The sequence below is a fragment of the Cumulibacter manganitolerans genome (genome assembly GCF_009602465.1).
GTDB lineage: Bacteria > Actinomycetota > Actinomycetes > Mycobacteriales > Antricoccaceae > Cumulibacter > Cumulibacter manganitolerans.
Map to the genome: position 1 here is coordinate 1 of NZ_WBKP01000070.1, position 14,590 is coordinate 14,590.

General features: G+C 74.2%; 14 protein-coding genes and 1 pseudogene. 9 read left to right on the forward strand and 6 right to left on the reverse strand.

All coding sequences use genetic code 11. The features are described 5' to 3' along the window. The 9 genes and pseudogenes from F8A92_RS16705 to murA all read left to right on the forward strand — a co-directional run. A pseudogene (locus F8A92_RS16705) lies at positions 1 to 351 on the forward strand (hypothetical protein); the annotation flags it as partial. Positions 352 to 361: 10 nt separating this feature from the next. Continuing rightward, positions 362 to 1,051: a ribulose-phosphate 3-epimerase gene (rpe, locus tag F8A92_RS16710; protein WP_228389523.1), complete on the forward strand. Its 690-nt coding sequence runs from the start codon at positions 362 to 364 to the stop codon at positions 1,049 to 1,051. Then, entirely contained in the window at positions 1,048 to 2,166 is a 1,119-nt protein-coding gene (ribD, locus tag F8A92_RS16715) for a bifunctional diaminohydroxyphosphoribosylaminopyrimidine deaminase/5-amino-6-(5-phosphoribosylamino)uracil reductase RibD (RefSeq protein WP_228389524.1), read from the forward strand. Before rpe ends, ribD begins: the two co-directional genes overlap by 4 nt. Before the next feature lie 5 nt (positions 2,167 to 2,171). Further along, positions 2,172 to 2,816, forward strand: coding sequence for a riboflavin synthase (locus F8A92_RS16720; RefSeq protein ID WP_153506317.1), 645 nt, complete (start codon positions 2,172 to 2,174; stop codon positions 2,814 to 2,816). Next, positions 2,813 to 4,057 carry a bifunctional 3,4-dihydroxy-2-butanone-4-phosphate synthase/GTP cyclohydrolase II gene (locus F8A92_RS16725; protein ID WP_153506318.1) on the forward strand — a complete coding sequence of 415 codons (1,245 nt, stop codon included), beginning with the start codon at positions 2,813 to 2,815 and terminating at the stop codon, positions 4,055 to 4,057. Before F8A92_RS16720 ends, F8A92_RS16725 begins: the two co-directional genes overlap by 4 nt. Beyond that, the gene (gene ribH, locus F8A92_RS16730; protein WP_153506319.1) at positions 4,054 to 4,533 is read left to right on the forward strand and encodes a 6,7-dimethyl-8-ribityllumazine synthase; all 480 of its coding nucleotides are present in this window, start codon (positions 4,054 to 4,056) and stop codon (positions 4,531 to 4,533) included. Before F8A92_RS16725 ends, ribH begins: the two co-directional genes overlap by 4 nt. Continuing rightward, positions 4,530 to 4,793, forward strand: coding sequence for a phosphoribosyl-ATP diphosphatase (locus tag F8A92_RS16735; RefSeq protein WP_153506320.1), 264 nt, complete (start codon positions 4,530 to 4,532; stop codon positions 4,791 to 4,793). Before ribH ends, F8A92_RS16735 begins: the two co-directional genes overlap by 4 nt. A 9-nt stretch (positions 4,794 to 4,802) precedes the next feature. Next, a complete protein-coding gene (gene hisG / locus F8A92_RS16740) occupies positions 4,803 to 5,651 on the forward strand; it encodes an ATP phosphoribosyltransferase (RefSeq protein WP_153506321.1) in 849 nt (282 codons plus the stop codon). Between the two features lie 109 nt (positions 5,652 to 5,760). Continuing rightward, positions 5,761 to 7,068 (forward strand): UDP-N-acetylglucosamine 1-carboxyvinyltransferase, encoded by a 1,308-nt coding sequence (gene murA / locus F8A92_RS16745; protein WP_267130054.1) that lies wholly within the window; start codon positions 5,761 to 5,763, stop codon positions 7,066 to 7,068. 9 nt (positions 7,069 to 7,077) lie between these two features. Here the strand turns inward: murA and F8A92_RS16750 are convergent, their stop codons facing one another. The 6 genes from F8A92_RS16750 to F8A92_RS16775 all read right to left on the reverse strand — a co-directional run bounded on the left by F8A92_RS16750 (position 7,078) and on the right by F8A92_RS16775 (position 14,447). Next, positions 7,078 to 8,271, reverse strand: coding sequence for a hypothetical protein (locus tag F8A92_RS16750; protein ID WP_153506323.1), 1,194 nt, complete (start codon positions 8,269 to 8,271; stop codon positions 7,078 to 7,080). A gap of 67 nt (positions 8,272 to 8,338) precedes the next feature. Next, positions 8,339 to 9,976: an Ig-like domain-containing protein gene (locus tag F8A92_RS16755; RefSeq protein WP_153506324.1), complete on the reverse strand. Its 1,638-nt coding sequence runs from the start codon at positions 9,974 to 9,976 to the stop codon at positions 8,339 to 8,341. A gap of 31 nt (positions 9,977 to 10,007) precedes the next feature. Further along, positions 10,008 to 12,062, reverse strand: coding sequence for a phage tail protein (locus F8A92_RS16760; RefSeq protein ID WP_153506325.1), 2,055 nt, complete (start codon positions 12,060 to 12,062; stop codon positions 10,008 to 10,010). Between the two features lies 1 nt (position 12,063). After that, on the reverse strand, positions 12,064 to 13,017 hold the full coding sequence (locus F8A92_RS16765; protein WP_153506326.1) for a hypothetical protein: 954 nt from the start codon (positions 13,015 to 13,017) through the stop codon (positions 12,064 to 12,066). Further along, complete coding sequence (locus F8A92_RS16770; protein ID WP_153506327.1) at positions 13,014 to 14,099, reverse strand: hypothetical protein; 1,086 nt, start codon at positions 14,097 to 14,099, stop codon at positions 13,014 to 13,016. The genes F8A92_RS16765 and F8A92_RS16770 overlap by 4 nt, the downstream gene beginning before the upstream one ends. Further along, on the reverse strand, positions 14,100 to 14,447 hold the full coding sequence (locus tag F8A92_RS16775; RefSeq protein WP_153506328.1) for a hypothetical protein: 348 nt from the start codon (positions 14,445 to 14,447) through the stop codon (positions 14,100 to 14,102). Positions 14,448 to 14,590 lie beyond the last annotated feature (143 nt).

The window sequence follows — 14,590 nt, forward strand, 5'->3', positions numbered from 1 at the left end:
GTCGACGCGCCCTGCTCCGGCCTCGGCGCGCTGCGGCGCCGCCCCGAGTCCCGGTGGCGGCGCAGCGCCGCAGACCTGCCGGCGCTGACCGCGCTGCAGCGCGAGCTGCTCGCGTCCGCGCTGCGGGTGGTGCGCCCCGGCGGGGTGGTCGGGTACGTCACCTGCAGCCCGCACGTGGCGGAGACCCGCGCGGTGCTGCGTGACGCGCTGGAGCGTCCGGACGCGGACCCGCTCGACGTCCGACCGCTGCTGCCCGGCGTGCCGGACCTGGGCGGCGGCCCGTGGGTGCAGCTGTGGCCGCACCGGCACGGCACCGACGCCATGTTCATCAGCCTGATCCGCAAGAGATAGAGGACCATCGATGCAGTACGACGCCGCCGTGACGACCACCGGCGCGCCCATGATCGCGCCGAGCATCCTGTCGGCCGACTTCGCGCGGCTCGCCGAGGAGGCGGCCGCCGTCACCGGCAGCGACTGGCTGCACGTCGACGTGATGGACAACCACTTCGTGCCCAACCTCACCCTCGGCGAGCCGGTGGTCAAGAGCCTGCGGGCGGCCACCGACATCCCGCTGGACTGCCACCTGATGATCGACGATCCCGACCGGTGGGCTCCGGGCTACGCCGAGCTCGGGGCGCACAACGTCACCTTCCACGTCGAGGCGGCCGGCGACGCGCGGCAGACCGCGCGCGCCATCCGGGCGGCCGGCGCGAAGGCCGGCCTCGCGCTCAAGCCCGGCACCGCCCTCGAGGACTACCTCGAGGTGCTGCGCGAGTTCGACACCCTGCTGGTGATGACCGTCGAGCCGGGGTTCGGCGGCCAGGCGTTCATCGACGAGATGCTGCCGAAGATCGCGGCCGCGCGGGCCGCGGTCGACTCGGGGCACCTCCGGCTGCTGGTCGAGGTCGACGGCGGTGTCAACACAGAGACCATCGAGCGGGCAGCAGCGGCCGGCGCCGACTGCTTCGTCGCCGGCAGTGCGGTGTACGGCGCCGCGGACCCGGCGGCGGCCGTCCGCCGGCTGCGCGCGCAGGCGGCTGCGGCGTCGTGAGCGACGACCAGCGCTGGATGCGCGAGGCGCTGGAGATCGGCGAGCGAGCGATGGGCCTGTCCAGCCCCAACCCGCCGGTCGGCGCCGTCGTGGTCCGCGACGGCGCGGTCATCGGTCGCGGCCACACGCAGCCCGGCGGGGGGCCGCACGCCGAGATCGAGGCGCTGCGCGAGGCCGGCGCCGCGGCCCGCGGCGCCACCCTGGTGTGCACCCTCGAGCCGTGCGCGCACACCGGCCGCACCGGGCCGTGCGCCGACGCGATCGCCGAGGCCGGGATCGCCCGCGTCGTGTACGCCGTCGGCGATCCCACCGAGCAGGCCGCGGGCGGCCACCAGCGCCTCGAGAGCGCCGGGGTGCAGGTCCGCGACGGCGTCCTCGGCGAGCAGGCGCGCGCGGGTGCGCTCCGCGCGTGGCTGCACGACCGGGTGAGCGGGCGCCCGTACGTGATCTGGAAGGTCGCGCAGAGCCTCGACGGGCAGATCGCCGCCGAGGACGGCTCCAGCCAGTGGATCACCGGTCCCGATGCCCGCGCCGACGTGCACCGCCTGCGCTCGCAGATCGACGCGATCGTGGTCGGCGCCGGGACGGTCCGCGCCGACGACCCGCAGCTCACCGCCCGTGACGCGGCCGGCGTGCCCCGCGGACGGCAGCCGCTGCGGGTGGTGCTCTCCAGCGCCGGACGGCTGCCGGAGGCGGCGCGGGTCCTCGACGGCTCGGTCCCCACGCTGGTCGCGACCGGACCGGACACGCCGCCGGACGCCGTACGCCGGCTCGCCGCGCGCGGAGCGCAGGTGTGGCGCTCGCCGGGTACCCGCGGCGAGGGGATCGAGCTGCGCGCCCTGCTGGGCGAGCTGCACCAGCGCGGCGTGCTGAGCGTGCTCGTCGAGGGCGGCCCGACCGTCGCCGGCTCGTTCGCGGGCGCCGGCCTGATCGACGAGGTCCGGGCGTACCTCGCGCCCACGCTGCTGGTGAGCGGGATGTGGCCTGCGTTACGGGGCTACGGTATAAGCAGCATCGACGACGCGATCGGTCTGGACATCGCCGACGTACGGCGCATCGGTGCCGACGTGCGCATCGTCGCGGTGCGTCGTGACGCCGGAGCCGGACGAAAGTAGGACGTGTGTTCACCGGAATCGTGGAAGAGATCGGGACGGTCTCGCGGGTGACCGTGGACGGCGACACCGCCGTTCTGCGCATCGAGGCGCCGCTGGTGGTCTCCGACGCCGTGCACGGCGCGTCGATCGCGGTCGACGGGGTGTGCCTGACCGTCGTCGAGCACGACGCCGCGGGGTTCACCGCGGACGTGATGGGGGAGACCCTCGACCGCTCGACGCTCGGCTCGCGGGACCCGGGAAGCGCGGTCAACCTCGAGCGCGCGATGCCGGCCGGCGGCCGGCTCGCCGGGCACATCGTGCAGGGCCACGTCGACGCGGTCGGCACGCTGATCTCCCGCACCGAGCACGAGAAGTGGGACGTGCTGCGCTTCGCCGTCCCGTCGAGCCTGGCGCCCTACATCGTCGAGAAGGGCTCGGTCACCCTCAGCGGCGTGTCGCTGACCGTCAGCGGCGTCAGCGCGCCGGGCGCCGAGCAGACCTGGCTCGAGGTGTCGCTGATCCCCACCACGCTCGAGCTGACCACCCTCGGGCGGCTCGCGGTGCAGGACCGCGTCAACATCGAGGTAGACGTGCTGGCAAAGTACGTCGAGCGGGCGCTGGCCGGATTGCGGCATCCGTCCTCCACCGAGCAGTCAGGGCGTGAGCAGTGAACGAGCTAGGCACCATCGACCAGGCGTTGCAGGACCTGCGCGACGGCAAGGCGATCGTCGTCGTGGACGACGAGGATCGCGAGAACGAGGGCGACCTGATCTTCGCCGCCGAGATGGCTACCCCCGAGCTGGTGGGCTTCATGGTGCGCTACACCTCCGGGTACGTCTGCGTGCCGCTGACCGACGAGGCGTGCGAGCGGCTCGACCTGCCCCCGATGTTCCACACCAACCAGGACAAGCACTCCACCGCGTACACCGTCACGGTCGACGCCAACGAGGGCATCACCACGGGCATCAGCGCCGCGGACCGGGCGCGCACCATCCGCGAGCTGGCCCGCCCCGACTCGACCCGCAGCGACTTCCGGCGGCCCGGGCACGTCGTCCCGCTGCGCGCCCGCGAGGGCGGCGTGCTGCGCCGCGCGGGGCACACCGAGGCAGCCGTCGATCTGTGCCGCCTCGCCGGCCTGCAGCCGGCCGGCGCGATCTGCGAGATCGTCTCGCAGAAGGACGTCGGCGACATGGCGCGGCTGGACGAGCTGACCGTGTTCGCCGCCGAGCACGACCTGACGATGATCTCCATCGCCGACCTCATCGCCTACCGGAGGCGCAGCGAGAAGCACGTGCGCCGAGTCGCCTCGGCGAAGCTGCCCACCGTGCACGGCGACTTCCACATGGTCGGCTACGACACGGACTTCGACGACGTCGAGCACGTCGCGCTGGTGTGCGGCGACATCGGCGACGGCGAGGACGTCCTGGTGCGGGTGCACTCCGAGTGCCTCACCGGCGACGTGTTCGGGTCGCTGCGCTGCGACTGCGGGCCGCAGCTGCACCTCGCGATGCAGGCCGTCGCCAACGAGGGCCGCGGCGTGGTGCTGTACGTGCGCGGGCACGAGGGCCGCGGCATCGGCCTGCTGCACAAGCTGCAGGCCTACCAGCTGCAGGACCAGGGCGCGGACACCGTCGACGCCAACATCGACCTCGGCCTGCCGGTCGACGGCCGCGACTACGGCACCGGCGCGCAGATCCTGGTCGATCTCGGCATCAAGAGCATGCGGCTGCTGACGAACAACCCCGACAAGCGCGCCGGCCTCGAGGGCTACGGCCTGACCATCACCGGGCGGGTGCCGCTGCCGGTCAGCGTCAACCCGCACAACCTGCGCTACCTGACCACCAAGCGCGACCGGATGGGGCACCTGCTGCCCGGACTGCCCGAGGGCGCCGAGCCGGGGATCCTGCCGTGAGCGGTGAGGGCCGCCCGCAGTCCGCGTCGCTGGACGCCTCCGGGCTGCGGCTGGCCGTGGTGGCCACGCGCTGGAACGCCGAGCTCGTCTCGACGATGCTGCGGCGCGCCCTGCAGTGCGCCCGGGACTGCGGCGTCGCCGAGCCGACGGTCGTGCACGTCGCCGGGGCCGTCGAGATCCCGGTCGTGGCGCAGCAGCTGGCCCGCGACCACGACGCGGTCGTCGTGCTCGGCGCGGTGATCCGCGGCGGGACGCCGCACTTCGAGTACGTGTGCGACTCGGTCACCGCCGGGCTGACCCGCGTGGCGCTGGACGAGTCGACCCCCGTCGGCAACGGCGTGCTCACGTGCAACACCATGGAGCAGGCGATCGAGCGCAGCGGCGCGCCCGGCTCGATCGAGGACAAGGGCTACGAGGCGGCGTACGCCGCGCTGGACACGGCGATCACGCTCGCCGGACTACGAGGAGCGAAGTGAAGTCATTCGACGAGCTGTACGCCGAGCTGCAGGAGAAGGTCGCCTCCGGCGCTGCCGGGTCCGGGACCGTCCAGGCCGTCGCCGACGGCGTCCACGCGGCCGGCAAGAAGGTCGTCGAGGAGGCCGCCGAGTCGTGGATGGCCGCCGAGCACGAGAGCATCGACCGCGCCGCCGAGGAGATCTCGCAGCTGCTGTATCGCGTGCAGGTGCTGATGATCGCCCGCGGCATCGCCATCGACGACGTCTACAAGTACCTCTAGGAAGACCACATGCTGCGCATTGCCGTGCCCAACAAGGGCTCCCTCGCCGACGCCGCCTCGACGATGCTGCGGGAGGCCGGCTACCGCCAGCGCTCCGACAGCAAGGAGCTGGCCGTCCTCGACCCGGAGAACGACGTCGAGTTCTTCTACCTGCGCCCCCGCGACATCGCGGTGTACGTCGGCGAGGGCACTCTCGATCTGGGCATCACCGGGCACGACCTGCTCGTCGACTCCGGCACCGCGGCCACCGAGGTGCTGCCGCTGGGGTTCGGGGGCTCCACGTTCCGCCTCGCGGCGTTTCCGGGCACCATCTCGTCGCTGCAGGACCTGCACGGCAAGCGGGTCGCCACCGCCTACCCCGGCGTGATGCGCGGCATCCTCGAGCGCGCGGGCGTCGAGGCGAAGATCGTGCGCCTGGACGGCGCCGTCGAGACCGCGATCCGGCTCGGCGTCGCCGACGCGGTGGCGGACGTCGTGTCGACCGGCACCACGCTGCGCACGGCGGGGCTGGAGATCGTCGGCGACGAACCGCTGATGACCAGCCAGGCGCTGCTGATCGGGCGCCCCGACGTGCGCGACCAGCCGGCCGTCGCGCAGCTGGTCCGGCGGCTGGAGAACGTGCTCGTGGCCCGGCGGTACGTCATGCTCGACTACGACGTCAACCGGGAGAACCTGGAGGCCGCCGCGGCCGTGACCCCGGGGCTGCAGTCGCCGACCGTCTCGCCGCTGCACCGCGACGGCTGGTTCGCCGTCCGCGCGATGGTGCCGCGAGGTGAGACGAACGCCATCATGGACCAGCTGTGGACGCTCGGCGCGCGAGCGATCCTCGTCACCGACATCGTCGCCTGCCGCATCTGAGCGGTCGTTCGTGGCAGCATGGAACAGTTCACCGACCCGGTGAGCGCACCACGGCCGCGACGCGTTGGGAGAGATGCAGGTGGCGCAGAACGCTTCGACCCTCAGGATCGTGGGCGGCACACCGCTGTCCGGTGAGGTCACCGTGCGGGGCGCGAAGAACCTCGTCCCCAAGGCGATGGTGGCGGCGCTGCTCGGCAGCACCCCCAGCACGCTGCGCAACGTCCCGGACGTCGTCGACGTGGACATCGTCTCCGGCCTGCTGAAGCTGCACGGCGTCACGGTCGAGCGCACCGACGGCAAGCTGGTGATGGACCCCGGCGCGGTCGATCACGCCGAGCCCACCGCGATCAACGTGCACGCCGGCTCCAGCCGGATCCCGATCCTGATGTGCGGGCCGCTCATCCACCGCCTCGGCAGCGCCTTCATCCCCGACCTCGGCGGCTGCAAGATCGGCGACCGGCCGATCGACTTCCACCTCGATGCGCTGCGCCAGATGGGCGCCAAGGTGCGCAAGGAGACCGACGGGCTGTACATCGACGCGCCGGGCGGGCTGCGCGGCACCAAGATCGAGCTCAGCTTCCCGAGCGTCGGCGCCACCGAGCAGGTGCTGATGAGCGCCGTCCTCGCCGAGGGGACGACGGAGCTGCGCAACGCGGCCGTCGAGCCGGAGATCATCGACCTGATCTGCATCCTGCAGAAGATGGGCGCGCAGATCACCGTGCACAGCAACCGGGTCGTGCGCATCGAGGGCGTCGACTCGCTCACCGGCTTCGACCACCGGGCGCTCACGGACCGCCTGGAGGCGGCGTCGTGGGCGTGCGCGGCGCTGGCCACCAAGGGCGACATCACGGTCATCGGCGCCGAGCAGGAGCCGATGATGACGTTCCTGAACACCTACCGGAAGGTCGGCGGCCGGTTCGACGTCAACGACGGCGGCGACGGCTCGGCGAAGTCGATCCGGTTCTGGCACCCCGGCGGGCCGCTGAACGCGATCGCCATCGAGACCGACGTCGCGCCGGGCTTCCAGACCGACTGGCAGCAGCCGATGGTGGTCGCGCTGACCCAGGCCGAGGGCTTGTCGATCGTGCACGAGACGGTGTACGAGAACCGGCTCGGCTTCACCGAGGCGCTCAACCAGATGGGCGCCCGCATCCAGGTCTACCGCGAGTGCCTCGGCGGCTCGACGTGCCGGTTCGGGCAGCGCAACTTCCAGCACTCCGCCGTCATCTCCGGCCCGGCCCACCTGCGCGGCGCGGAGCTCGTCATCCCCGACCTGCGCGGCGGCTTCTCGTACCTGATCGCCGCGCTCGCGGCCGAGGGCGAGTCGACGCTGCACGGCCTGGAGCTCATCTACCGCGGCTACGAGAACTTCCTGGACAAGCTCACCGCGCTCAACGCGAAGTACGACGAGCTCTAGGCGCCCGCCCTAGCGGTTCAGCGCGACGTACACCTCGGCCGCCTTCGCCCACGCCTCGGCGGCCTTCGCCTCCACCGCCTCGCGCTCGGCCTCCGGCACGTCCGTGAGCGCCAGCTTGACGAAGTCGTCCTTGCGCAGCATGGCGATGTCGCGGATCGACTTCTTCTTCAGCGCCGCCGCCAGCGGCGAGTCCGCCTGGACGTCGGTGACGGCGAGCTGCTCCCCGGGCAGGGTGAGGGCGTCCGCGAGCGCCCCGTCCCGCGACAGGGTGCTGATCGCGTCGGACGTCAGCGCCTTCTTCAGCGCTCCGAGCGTCTTCTTGCGCTCGTCGTCGGCCAGCCCGTCCCCGCACGTGAAGTAGAAGTCCCCGAACCGGGCGACGTACCGCCGGTGCGCGTCGCAGTCGATGTCGGTGACGGCCGAGCCGTCGACGGTGAGGTCGGCGAGGATCACCCACGGCTCGCTGGGGCACGGCCCGCACGCCGGGCAGGCGCAGGGCGCGGGGCGCTGCTCGCCGTCCCGGTTCGGCCGCGTCGGGGCGGTCCGGGCGTCCTTGGAGGTGCACGTCACGGAGTCCGCGAACCGCGGCGGCCGGGTATCCACCGGGTAGGTCGCGGGCAACCGGTCCAGCACGACGACCCGGTACGAGTCGCGGATCCGGCTGTACTCGCACGCGGAGTCGTCGCAGCCGCAGCCGTCCGAGACGGCGCGGACCGGGCGCGCGAGGCACTCGGCGTACGCGACCGCCAGGTACAGCGGCGCTCCGGACGGCCGGTCCACGCGGACCCCGGCGCACCACGGGTCCGCCGGTGCGCACGGCGAGGAGACGTTCCCGTCGAGATCCTCGCTGCAGACGTCGATGACCACGTCGCCGTCGATGACGATCTCGTCGCCGTACGGTCCGAGGACGTACCCCGACTCCACGACGACCTCGCACGGCGCGTCACCGGCCCGCACCCGGGCTCCGCACACGATGCCCCAGCCGTGCAGCATCCGGTTGTGCCGGCGGGACTTCTCGCGCTGGTAGAGCTGGTCCTGGGTGAGGTCGTCGGCGCCGACGAGCTGGCGGGTGAAGTAGCGGGTGCGTTCCATGCCCGCCGCACCGGGCGTGGCGCAGCCGGTCACCCCGCCGCTCGTCGCCGGGGTGGCCGCGACCGCGGTGCCGCCGCAGCCGCACCCGAGGTGTGTCGTCGAGGTGGTCATTGCCGTTGTCCTTCCAGCAGGATGTTGTATCGGGTGGGCCGTGCGGGGCGCGGCGGGGCTGCGCGGCTCATCGCCGGCCGACCCGGAACCACGCGCTCAGCCGGCCGCCGGCCGCACCGTCGCCCGAGCGGGGGAGTCGTGCGCCGGTGTCGCCGATCTGCTGCCAGAGCGCCACCGGCAGCTTGGCGCGGTCCGGCGTGTCCCAGAGCCGCTGCAGCAGGTCCTCGTCGATCGGCGTGCCGCGGAAGTCCGCGTCGAGCTCGAGCGACGGCGCGGTGCTGGAGACGATCCGGTCGGACTCGGAACGGATCTGGAGCACGGCGATGGACGGCGCGACCTCGCCGAGATCGAGCCGCAGCCGGTACGTGGCGGCGTGCACCGGGGCGACCGCCACGTCACCGAGCCGCAGCTCGACCGGGATCACGGCGACCTCCTCGGCGCCGTCGTGCGGCTCCAGCAGCATCCAGAGCCGCAGCCACTCGCCGGGCCGCTTCAGGTCGTCGGTGCGCATCTCCTGGTCGAAGGTGACGACCAGCTGCGGCTCGTGCGCCCACTGCGTGCCGGCGCCGTCGTCGTCCACCAGGATCACCTCGTTGGGGGCGGGACGCAGCGTGAGCACGACCGGCGGGTGGTCCACGGGAGGCGGCTGCTCGTCCGCCCATGCCGTGTACACGATCCGGGCACCGCCCTGCAGGGTCGCCTCCACGGACACCGGTCCCGCGGTGTCCCCGAGGGTGAGGGTCGCGGCGGCGAGGCCGCCGCCGGCGCTGGGCACGACGACCTGCGCACCGCTGACCGCCCCGTCGCCGACGGTCGCCGCACCGGCCTGCACGTGGAACGTGACGTCGGCGCCGTCGACGCCGCCGCCGTCGTGGTCCTCGACGCGCGCCTGCAGCCGCACCGGCAGCTCGGCGCCCGGCTTGCCGTGCTGGGCGTCGCCGGCGAGGTAGCGCAACGACGTCCCCGCGCAGCATCGGGCCACCCTCGCCGCGAGGCAGGCGAGCAGGTCGAACAGCCGCTCGTTGCTGTACAGCGTCGTCCGCACCTCGCACTGCTGCACGGTCTTCGTGCCGTCCGGGTCGACGGCCACGGTGCCGAGCAGCACGCACACCCGGTCCGGCGGCGCGCACGCGCCCGCGAGCGCCCGGCACGCGGCCTCGGGGAGCCCGGCGGCGTCCGCGAGGATCGCGTCGCACTGCGCCTCGCTCAATCCACGCGTGCCCACCGGCGCGCCCGCGACGAGCTGGACACGGAACCGCTCGACCGTCCGGCCGGGGGCGGTCGCGTTGCGGCTGTCGCAGTCGCCGACCAGGACCGGCGTCGGGTCGGCGGGGCACTCGACGTAGCAGAGGTACACCGCGACGGTGCCGTGCTCGACGCGGTCGCCGTCGGGTCCGCCGAGCACGTCCGTGGGCTGCAGCGGGTCGGTGACGCAGTACGACCCGGGTACCGTGATCTCCCGGCCGAGCGCGTCGATCGCGACGCCCGGGCGGACCAGCAGGCCGGCGTCGGTCAGCTCGAGCTGCAGACCGCAGACGACTCCGGAGCCCAGGGCCAGCCGGTTGAGCCGCCAGCGCGCCAGCACGTGGTAGTCCTGCTCGAGGTCGAGGTGGTCGACGTCGAGCAGCTTGCCGTAGAAGTAGCGGTTGCGGGACGGCGCGCGCAGCTGACCGAGCAGCGTCTCGTTGAGGGTGAGATCTGACATTGCTGACTCCTTCGGCGAGCGGGTGGCGGCCCTAGGTGAGGTGCAGCCCGGTTCCGAGGCGGGCGGTCCCGGTCCGGACGCGGCGGGCCGGGTCGAGGTGGACGGCGGCCGGCGTGCCGCCGAGCGCCGCGTCGGTGCCCAGCCGCGCCGCCGCGTCGAGCACGAGGTCGGCGGACCGGCCCGCGACGACGGCGTCGAGGCCGACCCGGGCCTGGAAGCCCACCCGCGCGTGTGCGTCGATCAAGCACAGGTGGTACGCGGCGTGGGCCGGCTTCTCCGCCTCGATCAGCACCCGCAGGGCGTCGCGGTCACGGGGATCGGGCAGGTCTGCGGCGTAGCCCCGCACGCAGAACCGGTGCGCCGTCGGCTCGTACAGGGGCGCGCCGTAGTCCGTGCCGTCGCTCAGCGTCGCGCGGTCGAGGTACGCCGACGAGTCGACGACCGCGCCGCCGGGTACCGCCGCCGTCAGCCGCGTGCTGATGCCCAAGGCCGGCGGCGCCGGCGAGGGCGCGTCGTCGAGCACCCAGAGCGCCTCGGCGTCGACCGGGTCGACGACCTCGACGGTCGCGCCGGTACACAGGCTCAGCAGCCGCTCGAGGCCGGCCGCCGTACCGCGCCTCGCGTACAGCCGGTGCGCCTCGGCGACCACGGCGCGGCGGCGCTCGGTGTCCCACTTCTCGTCGAGGGTGACGCCCAGCCAGCCCGCGAGGTCGTCGAGCTGCCCGGGGGCCCCGCCGGAGCGCGTGTCGGCACAGGCCAGCGGGTCGAAGCGCGCGGGCATCGCCGCGAGCCGCTCCTCGTCGTCGCGCAGCACGCTCTGCAGGCCGCGCAGGAAGGCGTCCAGGAAGTCGGCCGGAGGCCCCGGATCGCGGTAGATCTCCGGCAGCCGGTCGAGCCAGGACGCCGTCGCCACGTCGACCTGCACCTGCTCGAGGCGCGGCGGGTCTCCCGCGCCGGGCGCCCCGGTGAGCAGCCCGCCCAGCCACAGGTAGCGGGACGGTGCGGAGGCCACCAGCGCGCCGCGGCAGTCGCCCGGCACCGCTCGCCAGGGGACGACCGGGGCGGCGACGTCTCCCGGGACGGAGGACGCCGGTGGGGCGTCCGGCGTGTCGCTGCCGAGCGTCCACAGCCGGACGGCGTCCGAGCCGGTGACGCGGGTTCGCAGCTCGCGCCAGGTGGCCGGCGCGGTGGCGCAGGAGATCGGGCCGCAGACGAACGTGCCGACCGGGACGTGCCCGCCGTGCGGGTCGAGGAACAGGTCGGTGCCGTCGACGGTGCGTGCGACGTACCGTGCCCGGCCGCAGTGGTCCGTCGTCACCCGCGCCTCGGTGAGCGAGCGGGAGCCGGTCAGCGCGCGGCCGACCCATCCGCCGTCCAGCGTGAAGCACAACAGCTCGCCCCCGGACACCACGAGCAGCCGCTCGTTCGTCTGGTCGACGGCCACGCTCGTGATCGCGTCGACCGCACCCGTCTGCCACGACCCGGTGCCCGGGTCGCGGCGCCGCCGCCGCAGGGCCGCCCAGGCCGTCGTCCGCGCGGCGTCCTGCGTGCCGTCGGGGGCCACCGCGAGCAGCCGGGTGCGCTCCGGGCCGGTGCGGTCCAGCACGACGACGCGCGGCCCGTCGGGCAGCCGCGCCAGGGTCGCGTCGACCACGTCGAGCGGGCCTGACCACGCGGTCACCCGCTCCTGCCACGCCACGTCACGCGCGCCGTCCGCGTCGAACCTGGCCAGCCGCGTGGACTCCACCACCACCACGGTGAGCGGGTCCGCCAGCACGATCCGCGGCTCGTCGAGCGGCCCCCAGGTGGTGAGGCGCTGCCCGGTGGCCGCCTCGAGCACCAGCAGCTCGGAGCCCTCGAGGCGGTACGCGCGCCCACGCGGTCCGACGACCGGGGTGCGCGAGGCGGTCGTCGCGCAGGGGTCGAGCGCGACCGGGTCGATCACCGCGGGCACCCGCTCGAGGGTGAGGTCGCCGCGCTCGTCGACCCGGACGCCGTCGGCGGTGAGCCCGGGCCAGCCGTCGCCGGTGTTGAAGAACCGGTACGTGGGCTGCTCGGTGACCCGCGCGACGGGGACGGTGCTCATCTCAGCCCTCGATCCCGATCCACACGACGTACCACTGCAGCTCGGAGTTCAGCAGGGTGGGGAACTCGGCGGCCCGGACGACGGACGCCGGGTTCAGCGTGGCCTCCGCACCGTCGTCGTCGACCGCCCCGAGGCCGGTCGGCAGCACGACCCGCAGCTCGAAGCCGGCCGCCCCGGCGTTCGCGACGTGCGGGTAGCCGTCGATCACGTAGGGGCCCTCGTCGCCCTTGGCGTACACCCGCGAGCCCGCGACCTGCGCCAGGTACCGCGGGGGGGCCCCGAAGCCCGCATCGGTCGTCGTGATCGTCGCGGCGACCCCGATCGGCTGGTCGGCGTCCGGCCACAGCCGCCACGCCGTGCCGCCGTGCGGGCTCTGCCCGGCGTACACGTACGGGATCTCCTCCGGCATCGCGTTGCGCCGCTCGGCGCCCGACACGTCCGCGGCGAGGCGGCAGTGCTGGACCTCCACGCCGGCCAGCACGACGTCGACGCCCGGGCGGAACGCGCTGCCGGCGAGCCGGTCGTCGGGGTCCTGCCACCGCAGGTCGACCCGCTCGGGACGGCGCACCGCGCCGGAGGTCCCGCAGCGTCCGGCGCGCACCTCGGCGTCGATCGCCTCGTCGTCGAGCCACGACACGGTGAGGAAGTACGTGGCGGGCTTGCCCTGCGCGTCGCCGGCGACCGCGGGGACCGGCAGCTCGGCGGGCTCGGTGAGGATCAGCTCGTGCCCCCGGCAGTCGAGCGCGAAGCCGGCCTCGACGCGGACGGCGCCGTCGCCGCGCAGGCCGTGCACCTGGTAGCCGCTCGCGATGCCCCAGTTGTGCATGCTGCGGTTGTGCAGCCACGACAGCTCGCGGTGGTAGCGGGTCACGGCGTCCAGGTCCGCGGCGCGCAGCTGCTGCCCGGAGAAGAACGCCGGCCGGTCGAGGGTCGGGATGTCGTCGGTGCTGGTCACTGGGGCTCCCCGAGGATGAGGTGGACCTGTGGATCGAGCAGGATCAGCTGCGCGATGAGCGCGAACTCGGTGCTGGAGGACGGCTCGCAGCCGCCGACCCACTCGACGCCGGCCCACAGCACCGGCACCGGGTTGGTGTGTGCGGCGATGCCCTGGCGCCGGGCGAGCTGCGCGGGCAGCCGGTGCCGCGCGGGCAGCCCGTGCCGGACGGTCAGCTGGAAGCTGGTGCGCGTCGCGCCGGAGATCTGCAGGAACGGTCCGTGCCCGAGCGGAAGCAGCGCGCGCAGCAGCTCGCGAGGAGACTGCCGGCCGTCGCGTACCTCGGAGTTGAAGCCGGAGTCCGCGCCCCACGGATGCGCGCCGAGCGCCGCGACGTACGTCGTGGCGCTCGAGGAGGTGAAGCCGCCGGCGGTCGTGTCCACGGTGATCCGCCAGGTGCGGAAGTCGCCGGCCGCCTCGACCGCGCCCTGGCGCACGGTGTGCGCGGCGATGTGCGGCCGGACCCGCCCGCGGGCCGTCCGCCGCGACGACAGGTCGAGCTCCCCGAGGGTCCCGTCACGCCGCAGCGTGACGCGCCCGAGCGGGACGTCGATGCCCAGCCGGACGGCGGTCCCGTACCCGGGGCGCTGCGCCGGGCCGGCGGCGACCGGGCGGTCGCCGGCGTCCACCCAGCGCAGGAGTGGCCGTTCAGCCTCCGGCGCGGCACCTCCCACGCAGCGGCTCTGCGGATCGCGGCCGGCGCGCAGCTCGGTGACCGAGGCCCACCGGGCGACGAGGTCGAGCAGCCGCGGTTCACCGTCGCCCCGGACGGCCGGCGTCGCGAGCTCGACGGCGGCGGAGCAGACGATCTCGCGGCCCAGCCGGTCGTACGCGAGCCCGGGGGCGACCACCGCCGCCCGGCCCGCCTCGGTCAGCGCCACGCCGAGCCCGAGCGCGACGCCCCACGAGTCGTGCACCACGCCGGTGTGCAGCCGCCGGGTCAGGGCCTCGCGCTCGCACTGCTCGGCGAGGTCCGCCGCGCGCAGCCCGCGGCCGTCGAGCCAGCCGATCCGGGTGGGCGAGAACGGCGCTGGTGAGGACATTCAGACCACCTCGATCCGGTGCGGGCCGGACGTCGTGAGCATCGTGGGACCGATCGGGACGCCGCCGCACCCGACGTCCTGCGGCGGGCACCCGGTCGCCGTCCCGGTCAGCTCCAGCGCCGCGACATAGTCCACGCCGGGGACGGCGGCGATCACCTGCAGCACCTCGCTGCGAGGCACGTCGCGGCCGAACGGCCAGCCCAGGCCCGCGGGGCCGCCGACGAGCGGGTCGAGGTAGCGGCGCAGCACGCCCAGCACGTCGTCGCGGATCCGCGACGGCAGCCCGTCGGCCGTCCGGGCGATCGTGGCGATGACCGTCACCTCGACGTACCGCGGACCGACGACCACGACGCGGGTGCCCAGCGTCCGGCGGCCGGCGAGGTGGTGGCGGACGGTGCGCAGCAGCCCGGGGGTCCGACGACCGCGATCACCCGGGCACCGAGGGCCTTCGCGATCTGGACCGCGGCCATCCCGACCCCGCCGGTCGCGCC